Here is a 16,268-nt window from a genome sequence, read left to right as displayed (position 1 = left end):
AAAGGAGCACATGCGCTTGACACTTTCAAAATGATCTTTGAAAGTTTTGGACATATATTTACTTTAGATGAAAGAAGGTTTTGTGAATGAAAACATTTTTTCAGCGCATTATCATTATGACAATGTCGATTACGCTGATGTTCGCGTCGTCATTGCCGGTTTTTGCCGATGAGCAGACCAAAAAGACGGAACAAAACATGGACATCGGGATTTTAATTAACGGCAGTATGCTGGTTCCCCTTCGCGATATTACGGATGCTTTGAATGCCAAGTTGACTTGGAACGGAGAGCAGCAGTCCATTACTCTGAACAGAGCGGGGTCTTCCGTGTTTATGAAAATCAACGATCCTGTTGTCCAAGTCAACGGCCAACCAAAAACCTTGGAAGTTTCGCCGCGAATAGAGGATGATCGAACTTTTGTGCCCTTGCGTTTAATCAGCGAGGCATTTGGCGCTAAAGTGGATTGGAACGGGGAAAAGCAGTACGCGACCGTTCAAACCGCCGATAAGACGCTGAACATTATGGGGTATCCTTATTTCGAATGGGAAGGCAATCATTTTGTTTATTCAGGTGACCTGGTGAATGGACTTCCACAGGGGCAGGGTACTGCCGTAAAAGGCACGTCCATCTACAACGATGTATGGTATGAGGGGCCTTGGAACCAAGGAAAGCCAGTAAATTTGCTTTCGGACGAATATAAAATCTATGTCAATGGAAACTATCTAAAATCCGACTATCCCCCGATCGTTCGCAACGATGTCATTTACATACCGCTGTGGGCGCTTCTCGGCAACTTGAAAATGTCCGCCAAACCAATTGGCGACGTTCTGCGAATCAATCACCCGAACCGGATTGTGTTGATAGGCTCCAACAGCAATCTGATAACCTATTTCGGAAGCGGTATGGAGTTGCATGAAGGCCGCATGGACTATCCGATTATTTCAGAGGAGTCCGTGCTTTATGTGCCGATTCCATTTTTGTCCGAGTATTTGGACATCCAAGTTGCATGGGGAAAAGGTCATCGGATCGATCTTACAGCCGGAGACCTTACCAAGAATGCATCTTGGGGAGTTGACGGCAAAATCAACACGGCAGCCGAGAAGTTGCAGACTGAAATTGCCGCAGAGAACTTATGGAAGAAATACGCCGACTCGCTATGGAGCAGCAGCACCCTGTCCTATCCCGGCGAAGAGAAATTCAATCAATATGAAAAATTATCTCTTATCAGCTACAGCGGATTAACCGCAACTTTAAGCAACGGAAGTAAAACGATCAAATTTAGTTTTTCTTCACTAGACGCCCTAACCTCGGGCTTTTACATCGAAGACCCTTTGGCCAAATTTGACTGGTCCAGCGATATAAAAGACGTGATCAGGCGGAAAAAGGTGCGCATCGGCATGACGCAGGAGCAAGTTCTTATGTCCTGGGGAAAACCGGACAACGTCAATGTATACGGAAAAATGGAACAATGGGTTTACCGTTACGGCACAAGTTTCGGCGCTCAGTATTTATATTTTACCGACAACGTGCTCGATTCCATTCAAAGCTAATTGAGAAAAAAACAAGAACCTGCCTGTCAAGGCAGGTTTATTTGCATTTGCCGGAATCGGCCGCATTCGAATCTTATGCACAACATTTTGCGCTGTGTGGTATGATGTGAATATCGAAAAATATATAATAATAAATAGATCAGGGGGGACAATCGTGCTTAAAAGTAAGCGCTTCCGAAATAATTGGATTTTGATTTTGATCATTTCCAGTATTCCCGGACTTATTATCGGTGGCCTGATTTATTGGCTGGCAGGTGACCGCCTTGATAACGAACTGCTTCAGATGCACAATAAACAGATTCAGCAAAGAGCCGCCAACATCAGCGAGCAGTTCGCCCATGTGGAAACTTCGGTCGTACATTGGGCCTTCGACCCCAATTTCAACTACTCGCTGTCCAATATAAGCTTGTCGCGCGATTTTGAAATTGCCCGCGATATTACGAAAGCGCTGTCGATTATGCATGGCTCCAACACGCTGGCCAAACAAACGGAGCTTTACTTGGAAGGACCGTCTCCCGTGCGGTTTAATCCGGAATACGAGGCGTTGACGGATGCTGCGCAGATCGCCAAGTACAGGCAGCTGCTTGCGAATAGCGACAAAGTGTTCTGGTTGCGGCAGCCGCAGTCGGAGCCGGCGAATGAAGATTTATTTACGCTGGCGATCAAAATTCCCGAAACTGCGCCGAGTCCGTACGGGATCATGCTGGCCCGCCTCGATAGCTCGAAGATCGCCGCCATGCTCCAGACGTTGACCCCTTATGACGAGGGAAGCACGTTTCTGCTGCAAGAAAATGGCGAGCAGATGTTTTCCATTGCGGGAAAAGAGCCGTCGGCGCAGCTTGATGAAGCGCTGAGACAGCAAATTGTCGCCGGCAAGGCGAAATCCGGCTCCTTCCTGTTCGACTGGAACCACACGACGTATACCGTCTCTTTCGGCACGATGTCGCGCATCAACACCGAATGGACGTACGTCTCCGCCTCGCCGATCAGCGCCATTACCAAACCGGTCGTCTTCATATCCCAGCTCATTTTGACTTTAAGCGTCGCGATGCTGCTGCTGGCATCCGTGTTATCCTGGCTCGCTTCGAAACGGATCTATTCTCCGATCGCGCAGCTAGTCAGCCTGCTGACGGGGACGACGGCTCCGTCCGTGCTGGGAAAAGAACACAATGACGATTTCAAGCTCATTGAGAAAGAATGGCTGCATTTGACCCGGGAAAGCAGGACGCTGCAAACGAAGCTGGAGCAGCAGCTTCCGCATCTTAAGGAAGGCTTCCTGCTGCAGCTCGTTCAAGGGTACCTTTATTCGTATTCCGAACAGGCGCTTTTGGAAAGAATGCGTAATTTCGGCTGGACGGTAGACCGCCGGCAATATGCCGTATTGTACATCCATTTGAGCGGATTCAAAAATTTGGAAGGTCGCTTTTCGCCGGGGGATGAAGGGCTGATCACCTTCGCTGCCGCCAACATTACGATGGAGCTTGCCTCGAACCGTTTCGAGCAAGCGGAAGTCATCAACTTTCACGATTTATCCGTCGGTCTTATTATTTTCGTTCCGGAAGAAGCGGAGCAGCGGGAAACGGTCAGAACGTTCGGCCAGGAGCTGATGCAGGCGATTCATAATGTGCTCCAAATGTACGTGTCGATCGCGCTCGGAAGCCCGGCTTTATCAATCGTTCATGTGCCTTCCCGGTTCGAGGAAGCGATGCAGGCTTCCGGCAGCCGCCGTTTTGAGAACCGGAATCTGCTGATCGATCTGGAATCGCCGGACGATAACGACCAGAAGCCGGACGAGATTCATTATCCGTTTGCGCTCGAAAGAGAAATTATTCATGCGCTTCGGACTGGTCAAGCCGCAGAAGCGAACCAGTTGATTCGGGCGTTTCTGGAGGAGTTGACCGAACGCGGCGCCAAAACGATCGATATCCGCCAAGGAGCGCTCCAATTGCTGGGCAGCATTTTACACGCCGTTCGGCTCGCGGGTTTGAATCCAAACCGTATTTTCAACTCGTCCAATTTGTACGAACAGCTGATGCAAACCGGAGATCCGCAAAAGATGCGCGCGTGGTTCAGTGACAAAGTTGTCAGCCCGTATATCATAGAACTGGAATCGCGTTCCGACGCCCAGGTGAAAAAGACGGTAGAAACGGCGATGATTTATTTGCAAAACAATTTCATGAAAGATATATCGCTGGACAGCTGCGCCGATTACGCCGGAACGAACACGGTCGCTTTAAGCAAAGCGTTCAAGCAGGTTACCGGCAAAAACTTCATCGACTACTTGACTGAACTGCGCATTGAAAAAGCGAAGGAGCTTTTGCGGGACACGGATATGAAAATCAACGACATCGCCGAAAAATCCGGGTATCAGCCGAGCTACTTTAACCGGATCTTCAAAAAGCAGCAGGGCGCTACGCCCAGCCAATATCGGGAATTTCACCGCAACGCGTGAAAACAATGCCGCAACCGCCGCCTGTAACGGCGGTTTTTTTGGTTTGGGGCCCGGCCGGGAGGCGGCTCGGCGGCCGGCGCAGCCGTTTGCGAAGCGGCCCGGCAGCTCGCGGATCGGCAAAGCCTGCAAAAGTGCAGGCTTTTTCGCCGGATGAAGGGGCTGAGCCCCGTTTTTTTCCGGCAAAGCTTGCGATTGTGCAGGAATTTCCGCTGAAAAGGGGATGAGCCCCGCTTTTTCGTGGCAAAGCCTGCACATTTGCAGGAATTTTTCGCTGCGGGCGTTTCAACAGGCAAAAAGATGTATTCTTGCAGGTTTTTCGCACGAGCGCAGCCCAGCCTTGGCTGCGCGTTGCGGAGCCGCATGGCACCAGCCGCCCCGCCGGCACAGCCGTTTGCGAAGCGGCCCGGCAGCTGCGGATCGGCAAAGCCTGCAAAAGTGCAGGCTTTTTCGCCGGATGAAGGGGCTGAGCCCCGCTTTTTCGCGGCAAAAGCCTGCCTTGCAGGAATTTCCGCTGAAAAGGGGCTGAGCCCCGTTTTTTCCCGGCAAAGCCTGCGATTGTGCAGGCTTTTCCTCAGACTAAGGGGCTGAACCCTTTCGGGCCAGCCCCTTTCTCTCCAAAGCTTATTTGCCGCTGCTGCTCAATCGCTTGTAAATTTCACTAAAAGGACGTCATAATTGCCGTTGGAGCTATTCGCCTGGTACGAGCCCGTAACTATATAACCGCCGTCATTGGTCGTTGCCACACGCTTGCCGATTTCGCCTGTATTGCCAAAATCATACGTATTCGACCATAACGCATTTCCCGAGTTGTTGATTTTCATCAGCACCAGATCTTCTTTCCCCACTTGCGGGGACGTTAGCCCGGTCACTACGTAATTGCCGTCCTTGGCCAATTTGACATCATTGGCAAAATCGCCACCCGTCGAATGGAACTGGTTCGTCCACAACTTGGCCCCCGAAGTGCCGACCTTGGTTACAAATATGTTATACCCCTGAGAACTGTTCGGTGTACCGTAGTTGTTGATGGTCCCTGCAGCCACATAGCCGCTGCTGCTTGCGGCAACCCCGTTTAGATAGGCATTCTTGTCAAGGGTGGACTCGAATACCGCTCCTCCTGAGCCGTTTACTTTGGCCATCAGCCCATACATCGCTTGTTCCGTCCCGCCTGGAATGGTTTGCAAGATGGTTTTATATCCGACTGCCACATAGCCGCCGTCCGGCGTTGTGCCTACGCCGTAAAAGCGATCCTCCAGATTATCCTGACCATATGTCCGGCTCCATTGAACATTGCCGCTGGCATCCACTTTAAGCATGTAAGCGTCGTTCGTATTTAGGCTGCCACTCTTGGCGCCGACAATGATGTAGCCGCCGTCATGCCCGATTTCCATCGCTTCAGCCTCTTCTTGGCCTGGGCCGCCATATACTTTGGCCCATTGTATCGCTCCATTGGCATCTGTCTTGGCCAAATAGATGTCTTTAGAACCGCTTGCATTGCTTGTCCCGGCGATGACATACCCGCCGTCGCTCGTCTGCCGAACCTCGACGCCCGTTTCTACCGCGGTTCCGCCCAGCGTATATGCCCACTGAAGCGTCAGGGAAGCGTCCGTCTTGGCAAATAGGATATCCTCGTTTCCGTTAACTGTGGTAGAGCCTGCGAACACATAGCCGCCATCGCTCGTCTGCACGACGGATTCGCCGAAATCGCGCTGCGAGAAGTTGAATGTAGTGGCGGCCTGGAGTTGAGGAGGAAGAAGGCTTGCTGCTTGCTGGAGTGCGGAAAGCGAATTCTTTCCATTAGTGTTTTGGTCGAGTAAATTAGTGACCTTGACCTCTACGTTTTTGACGATTTCCTGGCTCGCGGCTTTCGTAAGAACATCAGCTGCCGGAAGGCTGGATTCGTCGGCAAAAGCAACTTGGGAAGACAACAACAGCGCTGCAGCCAAAGAAGTAAGTACAGGAATTGATTTTTTCATAATTAACCTCCATTTTCCTTATTTAATTGTAATTCGATATCTTCAATATTTTAACATATTTTACTAGATTTAAAGATAGGAATAAACTCCTAAATGTTAACAATTTTTGACTTTTCTACTTTTTTTGGTTACAAACGTCCCCTGCACTCGTGCCCAACACTTTGTTCCCTCCCCTGCAAAAAAGTCTTAATTCCGAAAAAAAGATAAACCGCTGCCCGGGCGGGGTTTAAAAAAGTACAATTGCAGGAAATTCCGACCGTTCATAAGCTGGAATGGAGAACCGCGCATATGCAGTTCGGAAGGGGTTGTTGCTGGAAATGGAACAACAGATGAAGGGAATCCGCATCAATTGGCTGGAAGAAGCTCCTGCGACTGCTGCGGGCGTGACGTGGGGAGTACCTTGGCGCGCAGGCGAATTGGATCGCTCCCAAGCCGGTTCGTTCACGCTGACCGATGCGTCGGGCGGTTCGGTCGCCCTGCAAAGCTGGCCTACGGCTTATTGGCCGGACGGCAGTGTAAAGTGGACGGCGCATGCCGCTTCTTTCGATAAACCTGCGAGCGAAGGCTACACGCTGCAAGCAGCGGATGATCCTGACGCCGCAGCGAGTTCGGCAGCCGGTGTGAAAATCCGGCAGTCGGCCGACGAGCTGACGGTGGATACCGGCGTAATCCGATGTACCATGGCGAAGCGGGGCAAAGCGCTCATCCGGTCGCTGTACTACGGGGACCAACAGGTCGGCGCGGAAGGCTCGCTTGTCAGTATGCGTGAAGAGCGCCGCGAACTTCCCGGCGACGGACGCCTTTTAAAAGAACAATATTTGGACGGCGAAATCAATGCCCTCCATGTGGAGCACGAAGGGCATGCAAGGGTCGTCGTATTGGCGGAAGGGGTGTATGTGTCGAGGGACGGCGAGCGTTCCTGGCTTCCTTTCCGGCTGCGCCTTTATTTTTACGCCAATCACGCTTCGATACGGATCGTCCATACAGCTTTGTTTGACGTCGATCCGCAGGAAGATTACGTGAAAGGGCTCGGGATCTCGTTCGGCCTGCCGCTGACGGCTCCCCTGTATAACAGATACGTCCGGTTTGCGGGCGACACCGGCTTTTTCAGCGAATCGCCAAAGCATTTGTCGACCTGGCGAACGAAGGACGCCTATATGGATAAGTTTTGGCGCCAGCAAGCCGGCGAAGCGATTGAATTCGACGATGGGCGCGATGCGGCATTCCTGGCGCTGCTGGATGCTTCCGCCGCTTGGGACAGCTACAGGCTGACGCAGCTTTCCGCCGACTCTTACACGGTCGTCAAGCAGACAAGCGCGGCATGCAGCCCGGTGAAAGCCGTCAGCGGCCATCGTGCGCGCGGGCTCGCATATGCCGGGGACGCTCACGGCGGGCTTGCGGCAGGGCTGCGCAACTTTTGGCAGAAGCATCCTTCGTCTCTGGAAGTGACGGGGATGACGACGGACGAAGCCAGGCTGACGCTCTGGTTCTGGTCGCCGGACGGCGCGGCGATGGATATGCGCCATTACGATACGGCCGCCTATGTGGAGGCCGCTTATGAAGGAGCGGAAGAGCTGCGCAGCACGCCGCACGGCATCGCCAACACGAGCGAGCTCATGCTGTGGTGCTGCGAACGGACCCCCGATGCGGCTGACCTGGCGTCCATGACGCGGCACTTGCAAGCTCCGCCGCAGCTCGTCTGCGAGCCCGCGCGTTATCACGATACGCACGCGTTCGGGACATGGAGCCTGCCTGACCGCAGCACGCCGGCCAAAGCCTGGATCGAAGACCAACTGGACGCCTGGGTCGGCTTTTACAAACAAGAGGTCGAGCAGCGGCGCTGGTACGGTTTTTGGGATTACGGCGATTTCATGCACACCTATGATGCCGCGCGTCATAACTGGCGGTACGATGTAGGCGGTTTTGCCTGGCAAAATACCGAACTTGTGCCGAATATGTGGCTATGGCTATCGTTTTTGCGGTCCGGACGGGCGGATTTGTTCCGGATGGCGGAAGCGATGACGCGTCATACAAGCGAAGTGGACGTGTACCATTTTGGGGAATATGCCGGGCTGGGTTCCCGCCATAACGTCGTCCACTGGGGCTGCGGCTGCAAGGAAGCGCGCATCGCGATGGCGGGTCTGCACCGGTACTATTATTTCCTGACTGCGGATGAACGCGTCGGAGATATTTTGGCGGAAGTGGCCGACGCCGATTTTGCCGCCGTTCGCCTCGATCCGATGCGCGCCTATTTCCCGCCCGACGAGCACCCGGCCCATATCAGGAGCGGGCCGGACTGGGCGGCCTTCAGCTCGAATTGGATGTCGCAGTGGGAGCGCTTCGAGAACGTGAAGTACCGCGACAAAATCCTTCAAGGGATCAAGGATTTGAAAGCAGCGCCGTTCCGGCTCTTATCCGGCACGACCTTCGGGTACGATCCCGCGACCGGCGTTCTCACCCATATCGGCGACGGCAACTACGCCTATCATATGGCCGTCTCCTTCGGCGCGCCGCAAGTGTGGATGGAGCTTTCGCAGCTGCTCTCCGATCCCGAGTGGGATGACATGCTGGCCGAGTTCGGAGCGTTCTATTACCTTGAACCCGAGGAAAAGCTGGCCCGCACGAACGGGGCCATCCGTCCGGACCGGTTCAGCTGGCCGATGTTCGCCGCAGCTATGGCGGCGTATGCGGCCAACCGGCATAACAGCTCGGAGCTGGCTGCGGAGACGTGGCGCATCATGCTGGAAAACCGCCTGCCCGGGGGCAGCGAAGATGCCGCACACATCTGTCAGGTGCCGGTGCTGGAATATGTCCGTCCGATTCAAGAGCTGCCGCACATCACGACCAACGTCGTTTCGCAGTGGTCGCTCAACGCGATTATGTGCCTGGAACTGATCGGCGACGCTCTGCCGGCAGAGCTGAACGCTTGAATGTCGGGCATTACGTGCAGCCATACTTTTTTTCCGGGTTTGCACTTTTTTGAAAAAAGCTCGATATGCCGGGCAAAAAAAGTATGATTGCCGGAAATGTTCGATTCTTATAGTGTGTGAAGTACCAAACTGCGAAGGAGTGAGAACATGATGAAACAAACGGGCGCCGGACAGAGCTTGATATCCGAAAGAGCGGTAGGAACTTCCAAACGGGGCTCGCTGATGAGCAAAATCATCCGGGACAAATATTTGCTGCTGCTGCTGCTCCCAGGCTTGGCCTACTTTGTTATTTTCAAATACGTTCCGATGTGGGGAGTTCTGCTCGCCTTCAAAAATTACCAGCCTTACGCCGGTTTTTTTAACAGCGAGTGGGTCGGACTCGATAACTTCAAACAATTTTTTCAGGACCCGATATTTTTTACATTAATTCGCAACACGCTTTTGCTGGGTTTGTACGATTTGCTGTTTTTTTTCCCGGCTCCGATCCTGCTGGCGCTTTTGCTGAATGAAGTGCGCAAAGCTTTTTACAAGCGCTTTATCCAGTCGCTCATTTATATCCCGCATTTTATTTCGATGGTTATCGTAGCGAGCATTTCCTATTTGCTGCTGACGACGGAAGGCGGAGTTATTAATGAAGCGGTGCTGCGGCTTTTCGGACACAAAATCGATTTTCTAACGAGCGAAAGCTGGTTCAGACCGATGATTATTTCGCAAAGCATTTGGAAAGAAATGGGCTGGGGGACGATCATCTTCCTGGCGGCGCTTGCCGGCGTGGATCAAGAGCAGTACGAAGCGGCTTACGTCGACGGCGCGAGCCGGTTCCGTCAACTGTGGCACATTACGCTGCCGGCCATTCAGGGAACGATTATCGTCCTGCTCATTTTGCGCATGGGGCAATTTATGGACCGCGGATTCGAGCAGGTGCTGTTAATGATCAACCCGCTGAACCGTCCGGTCGCCGAAGTGTTCGATACTTACGTGTACACGGCCGGGATTATGCAGGGCGCTTTCAGCTACAGTGCGGCAGTAGGGCTGTTTAAAGCGATCATTTCCATCGTCCTCGTGTTCACAACGAATTACTTGGCCAAAAGGGCCGGCCATTCCGGCATATTTTGAGAAAGGAGGAGAACGATGAACTATCGGCACCAATCGCTGGGCGAAAAATGCTTCGATATTTTCAACCATGTGTTTCTGGCAGTCGTCGCCCTTGCCATGCTGCTTCCGGTTTTGTATATTGTCGCGGGATCGTTCGCCAGCGATCTTGAGATCGGGGCCAGATCCTTTTTCCTGATTCCGAAACACATTACGTTCGACGCTTACAAGTTTGTTTTTAAAGATAACGCATTGCCAAGGAGCTTATTGGTATCGTTATTTGTTACCGTCGGGGGAACGCTCGTTAATCTGTTTTTCACCTTTACGATGGCGTACGCTTTATCGCGGCGGCACATGGTCGGGCGAAACGCCGTGTTGAACATGATTATTTTCACGATGATGTTCAGCGGCGGGATTATTCCTACTTATTTGGTTGTAAAAAGCTTGGGACTGCTGAACTCGTACCTGGCCGTCATGCTGCCCGTCGCGATCAACGCTTTTAACCTGATCGTCGTCAAATCGTTTTTTCAGGAAATTCCTAACGAATTGATCGAATCGGCGCGCATTGACGGAAGCAACGATATCGGCGTGCTGTGGCGAATCGTTTTGCCGCTTTCCAAACCGGTTATCGCTACATTCGGGCTTTTCTACGCGGTCGCCCACTGGAACGATTTCTTCAATGCGCTGATCTATTTATCGGATGCCAAAATGTGGCCGATGCAGGTGCTGCTGCGGCAAATCGTACTGATGGCGACGGGGGCGCTGGAAATGGGAACCTACGACCCGACCTATGTCAAACCGCCGGACCAGTCGATTAAAATGGCGATCATCGTCGTGGGTACGCTGCCGATTTTACTCGTGTATCCGTTCATTCAAAAATATTTTGCCAAAGGCGTTTTAATCGGCGCGGTCAAAGGGTAAGCGAACGGGTTGTCGCAGCGCCGGTTGGAAAACGGGTGCATGCTTCATCATAAACCAGTAAACCGATCATCAAGGGGAGGAAAAGAACATGAGTTGGAAAAATACGAAAAAAACATGGTTTGTACTGACGAGCGCGCTCGTAACCGCAAGCGCTATCACGGGGTGCGGCTCCGACACTGCGAAGCCTAATGCGGCGGATGCGCCGAAGACGACGGCCGGAGGGGCGACCGCCAAGGAAGCGCCGTTCAAAATCAGTATCATGCTGAAAAGTTACAACAATGATATCGCAACCCCCGAAAGCAAAGTATGGAAAAAAATCGAAGAATATACGAATACAAAGCTGGACTTGCAGTTTACTCCCGATACGAGCTACAGCGATAAACTGAACATCGCCCTTGCTTCCGGAACTTTGCCTACGCTTGTGTTTGTGAACAATGCCAAAGTATCGGCTGTCGCCAATGCGATCAACGGAGGCGCTTTCTGGGAAATCGGCCCGTATCTGAAAGATTATCCGAATTTGAAGCAGGCGAATCCGACTGTGCTGAACAACACTTCGGTCAACGGCAAATATTACGGTCTTTACGTATCCCGGCCGATCGGACGGATGGGTATCAGCTACCGGAAGGATTGGCTTGACAATCTCGGCATGCAGGAACCGAAGACGATCGACGAATTTTACGCGATGCTCAAAGCGTTCACCAACAACGATCCGGATAAAAACGGCAAAAACGACACTTACGGGATGGTCGTGACCAAATACGGCGGACCGTGGGACATTATGCAAACCTGGTTCGGCGCTCCGAACAAATGGGGCGAAAAAGACGGCAAGCTGGTTCCCGCCCAGTTGACGCCGGAATATATGGAAGCGCTCAAATTTTTCAAAAAGCTGTATGACGAGAAGCTGATCAATCCGGATTTTGCGGTATACGATTCGGCCAAATGGAACGATCCGATCATTAACAGCCAGGCCGGCGTAGCGATTGACGTTACGGAGCGCTCCTATCAAATCGATGAGAAAATGAAGCAGATCAACCCCAAAGCCAGCATCGACATCATCGGCGCCGTAAGCGGTCCGAGCGGGCTGCACAATTTACCGACGGCTGGGCACAACGGGATGTTCCTCATTTCCAAATCCGCCGTAAAAACCGAGGCCGACCTCAAAAAGGTGCTTACGTTCCTGGACAAAACGAACGACAAAGAGATGCAGGCGTTGATCAACTACGGTATCGAAGGCGTTCATTACAAAGTGGAGGACGGCAAGCTGGTTACGCTTATTTTGCAAACCGACCCGATGACGCCGGATATTAACAACAAAGGCATCTCGCAAATTTTGTCTTCGATTCCGTACATGATACCGGACATGTTCAAACCGTCCACACCGCTTCGCCAGAAGTCGAACGACGTGCAAAAAGCGAATGAAAAAATTATCGTCACCAATCCCGCCGAACCGTTTACAACCGCCACCTACACGCAAAAGGGCACGCAGTTGGATCAGGCCGTCGAAGACGCGCGAACCAAATTTATCGTAGGCAAAATCGATGAGGCCGGCTTTAAAGCCGAAATGGAGTTGTGGAAAAAGAACGGCGGCGATGCGTATACAAAAGAAATAAACGATGCCTACGCCGCTTCCAAGGCAGGCAAATAGCATACAGCGAATGGAACAATTCCTCGCGGCGAAGGTCCGGTCATCCGTATGTGGCCGGACTTTCACCGTGCAAACCAAAGGAGCGCGATGGCAATGGCAGCGGTAAACACCGGAGGCACCAAAGGAACGGTTTGGCCGTCCGAACGGCGCAGTTTTACGGATTTGATCACGGGTGCAACCGTCACACAGCTGACGAATCACAATTCGCACAGCTACCATATTTATTTTACGAACAACGGCTTTTATGGCAACGGCAAGCTGATCTTCGGCTCGGACCGCGGGAATGCCGCCAATCTGTACAGCATGGATCTGCACAGCGGCGCCATGACTCAATTAACGGACTTGGAGCGCGGCCGCGAATCCCGGATTCAAGGCGCTTTTCTTCATCCTGACGGCCATGAAGCGTACTTTTACTATGACAATTCGATTCGCGCCATCGATCTGGAAACGTTGGAAGAGCGGATTCTTTTTACGATTCCCGCGAACTACAGATTCGGCAGCATGAGCTGCACCGCGGACGGGCGGTGGTTGTGCTTCGGGCTGAACGAGGATTTGACGGACCGGATCGCGCTGGATACGAAGAACGGTTACCTCGGCTTTGAAGCGTATTTCCGCGCGAAGCCGCACAGCATGATTATGGCGGTTTCACCCGCGGATGGGAAGGTGAACAGGCTTCATGAAGATAAGCTGTGGATCGGCCATATCAATACGTCGCCGACGCAAGCGAATTTGCTGACTTTTTGCCACGAAGGGCCCTGGGAGCAGATCGATCATCGGATTTGGGTACTGGATATCGCGACCGGGCGGTATTGGAAGGTGAAGGAAACGCTGCCGAATGAATATGTCGGGCATGAATATTGGCTGGCGGACGGTGTTCATATCGGTTACCACGGTTTTACCAATTCGCTTGACGATCATACCGGGAAAATTATCGGGGCCGTCAAGTACGACAACAGCGGCGCCGAGCAGTACAAGTTTCCTTTTCAAAATATGCATGTGCACTCCAACGATTTGTCCCTTGTCATCGGCGACGGCCAGCAGACGAACGCTTATCACGGCGACCAGTTCCAGGATACGCTGCAGGTGTGGCGAAACGACGGTTCCGGGTTCAAAGGCCCGCGCATTCTGTGCAAGCACAGGGGAAGCTTCCACACACAAAATCTTCACGTTCATCCGAGGCTAAGCCCGGACGGCAGGCAGGTGCTGTTTACAAGCGATATGTCGGGGTACGGCAATTTGTACATAGCCGATATTCCGGAGTTCGAATCCCTCCCCGAAATGCCGGTAAAGCCATGATGAGCGCGAAAACGAAAAGCGTGAAACAGAAAAGCGACAAACCGAACTTGCTGCTCATCTTCACCGACCAGCAGCGCTGGGATACGTTAGGGGCATACGGCAATACCGCGATACGAACGCCGAATTTGGACCGGCTGGCGAGCGAGGGGGCCGTATTCGAGCATGCGGTCACCCCTTGCCCCCTTTGCGCCCCGGCGCGGGCAAGCGTAATGACCGGATTCGCTGCGGGAAAGACGAACGTCTTCGATAACGAATCTGCTCCGGCTGTTGCCGACGATGAGTCGATCGCGGCTTATTTGGCCAAAGCCGGCTATTTCAGCCAGGCGATCGGGAAGATGCATTTTACGCCGGAAGGGCAGACGTACGGCATGGAACATCTCATTTTGTCGGAGGAGATGAGGGGGGTGCGCACCGTGGAGCGCGTGGAAGACGTTCGTTTCGACGACTACGACCGGTACTTGATCGAGCACGGCGCCTGGGGCTGGGAGAAGCCGCCGGAAATCGGCTATAACGAATTGAAGCCGCTTGTGAACGGGCTGCCCAAGGAGCTCCATATCACGCAGTGGTGCGGGGATCGGACGGTACATTGGCTGAAAAACGAAAGACCCGCGGACAAGCCGTTTTTTTTATGGACATCGTTCGTCAAGCCTCACGCTCCTTTCGATTGCCCGCAGCATTTGACCGGTCTGTACGACCCGGAGAATTTGCCGAAACCTTGGGTGTCGGACAATGACGGTACCTCCAAAAATCCGTACATCGAATCGCACCGCCAAGCGATGGAAGCCGATCTGTATTCGGAGCGGGCGCTGCTTAGAAACAGGGCGTATTATTACGCGAATATTACGTTCATCGACGAGCAGATCGGCAGAATCATGAGAACGCTGGATGAAGAGGGGCTGGCTGACAATACGCTCGTTCTGTTTACTTCGGACCATGGGGAACTGCTTGGCGACCATCGATTATGGTTCAAAAACTTCGGGTATGAGGGCAGCCTCCACATCCCGATGATCGCCCGGTGGCCCGGCGTGATCGCACCCGGCACCCGCTGCGCCGAGTTGACGACTCTGCTGGACATTTTTCCTACTTTCGTGAACCGGGCAAGCGGGCACCGCGAAGACGACGGCCGCCCCGGAGTGGATCTGTTGAAGCTGCTGGCGGAACCGGCTTCCGTTCGCCGGGATTTCGTCTGCTCCGAGTTTTACGTGCCGCCCAACTATATGCTTCATATCCGCAGTAAGGAATGGAAATATTTGTATTACCAAAACGGCGGTTACGAAGAGCTGTATCATCTCGCGAATGATCCGCACGAGCTTGTCGATTTGGCGGAGGATCCGCTTTTTGAGCATGTGAAAAGAGAGCATCGGGCAGCGGCGGTCCAGTGGATCCGCAGCTACGGCAATCCTGAAATCGCGCTCGATGAAACAGGCCGGGAGTTGAAGGCGATCCCTTATCAAGCGCAGGCCCCTTCATTGAATCCGCGGCCGTTCTCGCGTATGCCGTGGGATTCCAGAATCCCGCCCTCGCTGCTGCCGGAAGGGCGGAGGTCCTGGTTCTGGCAAGCGTTGGGCGGCGATTGGAGCGACGTTATAAGGTCTTTAGGCCCGAAGGATTCGTGAGGGGCCGGGGTTTCGATTTTGAGTGCAGGAGGTAGATGCTTTGTTCGAACAATATGAAATCGTGGAGACGCTGTATGAGAACCCGCTTGCTTCACCGGCGGATATTGCGGATTTTCGCCTGGAAGGAAGTGCGAATATATCTTTTCCCCAGGGCAGGATGCGGATGGAGAATGCCCTGGATGCCGGTGAAGGGCAGAGAGCCAATTTTGTGCTCTGGTGCCCGGAGACGTTTCCGGACGGCTTGTCGATCAGTTGGGATTTTTGGCCGGTCAAGGAGCCGGGGCTTTGCATTCTTTTTTTCAGCGCGGCAGGCCGCAGCGGCAAAGATATGTTCGACCCCGGGCTCGAGCGGCGGGTAGGCGTCTATGACCAGTACCACCACGGGGACATCAATGCTTATCACATCTCCTATTACCGCAGATTATGGGAGGAGGAGCGCTCTTTTCATACCTGTAACTTAAGAAAAAGTTACGGTTTTCATCTGGCCGCGCAAGGGGCCGATCCGCTGCCGCCCGTGCTCGACGCGAGAGGGCCGTATCGCATGCGCGTGCTCGTTCATGGCGGGGAGGTGCTGTTCGCCATCAACGATCTTTTGGTGCTTAAATGGAAGGATGACGGTACGACTTACGGCCCTATCCTCGGCCAAGGGCGGATCGGGTTTCGCCAAATGGCCCCGCTCATCGCCGAATACCGCAACCTGCAGGTGCATCGGGTGAGAGAAAAAGGTTCCAATTAGCGCGTTCGAACGGGTCGCAGGCTGCCGACGGATCGTATCGGGAGCCTGCCTTTTTGT

10 protein-coding genes are annotated in these 16,268 nt (G+C 53.1%); 9 read left to right on the top strand and 1 reads right to left on the bottom strand.

From position 1 onward, the window contains the following. Window positions 1–86 precede the first annotated feature (86 nt). A complete protein-coding gene (locus AC6RNO_RS12860; protein WP_497105664.1) occupies window positions 87–1,550 on the top strand; it encodes a stalk domain-containing protein in 1,464 nt (487 codons plus the stop codon). Between the two features lie 154 nt (window positions 1,551–1,704). After that, entirely contained in the window at window positions 1,705–4,002 is a 2,298-nt protein-coding gene (locus AC6RNO_RS12855; protein WP_497105663.1) for a helix-turn-helix domain-containing protein, read from the top strand. A gap of 638 nt (window positions 4,003–4,640) precedes the next feature. Here the strand turns inward: AC6RNO_RS12855 and AC6RNO_RS12850 are convergent. After that, the gene (locus AC6RNO_RS12850; protein WP_474681199.1) at window positions 4,641–5,975 is read right to left on the bottom strand and encodes a hypothetical protein; all 1,335 of its coding nucleotides are present in this window, start codon (window positions 5,973–5,975) and stop codon (window positions 4,641–4,643) included. 317 nt (window positions 5,976–6,292) lie between these two features. Between AC6RNO_RS12850 and AC6RNO_RS12845 the strand changes: the two genes are divergently transcribed. The 7 genes from AC6RNO_RS12845 to AC6RNO_RS12815 all read left to right on the top strand — a co-directional run bounded on the left by AC6RNO_RS12845 (window position 6,293) and on the right by AC6RNO_RS12815 (window position 16,211). Beyond that, a complete protein-coding gene (locus tag AC6RNO_RS12845) occupies window positions 6,293–8,905 on the top strand; it encodes an exo-rhamnogalacturonan lyase family protein (RefSeq protein ID WP_497105662.1) in 2,613 nt (870 codons plus the stop codon). Window positions 8,906–9,055: 150 nt separating this feature from the next. Then, window positions 9,056–10,021 carry an ABC transporter permease subunit gene (locus tag AC6RNO_RS12840; RefSeq protein WP_497105713.1) on the top strand — a complete coding sequence of 322 codons (966 nt, stop codon included), beginning with the start codon at window positions 9,056–9,058 and terminating at the stop codon, window positions 10,019–10,021. 15 nt (window positions 10,022–10,036) lie between these two features. After that, window positions 10,037–10,918, top strand: a complete 882-nt coding sequence (locus tag AC6RNO_RS12835) for a carbohydrate ABC transporter permease (RefSeq protein WP_488436370.1) — start codon at window positions 10,037–10,039, stop codon at window positions 10,916–10,918. 88 nt (window positions 10,919–11,006) lie between these two features. Next, window positions 11,007–12,563, top strand: coding sequence for an extracellular solute-binding protein (locus tag AC6RNO_RS12830; protein WP_488436371.1), 1,557 nt, complete (start codon window positions 11,007–11,009; stop codon window positions 12,561–12,563). Between the two features lie 93 nt (window positions 12,564–12,656). After that, window positions 12,657–13,859 (top strand): oligogalacturonate lyase family protein, encoded by a 1,203-nt coding sequence (locus AC6RNO_RS12825; RefSeq protein WP_497105661.1) that lies wholly within the window; start codon window positions 12,657–12,659, stop codon window positions 13,857–13,859. Continuing rightward, entirely contained in the window at window positions 13,856–15,475 is a 1,620-nt protein-coding gene (locus AC6RNO_RS12820) for a sulfatase-like hydrolase/transferase (protein WP_497105660.1), read from the top strand. Before AC6RNO_RS12825 ends, AC6RNO_RS12820 begins: the two co-directional genes overlap by 4 nt. A 40-nt stretch (window positions 15,476–15,515) precedes the next feature. After that, window positions 15,516–16,211, top strand: a complete 696-nt coding sequence (locus AC6RNO_RS12815) for a DUF1961 family protein (RefSeq protein WP_497105659.1) — start codon at window positions 15,516–15,518, stop codon at window positions 16,209–16,211. Window positions 16,212–16,268: the final 57 nt, after the last annotated feature.

This window comes from Paenibacillus sp. sgz302190, assembly GCF_059820445.1.
This window is presented reverse-complemented; position numbering and strand designations above follow the sequence as displayed.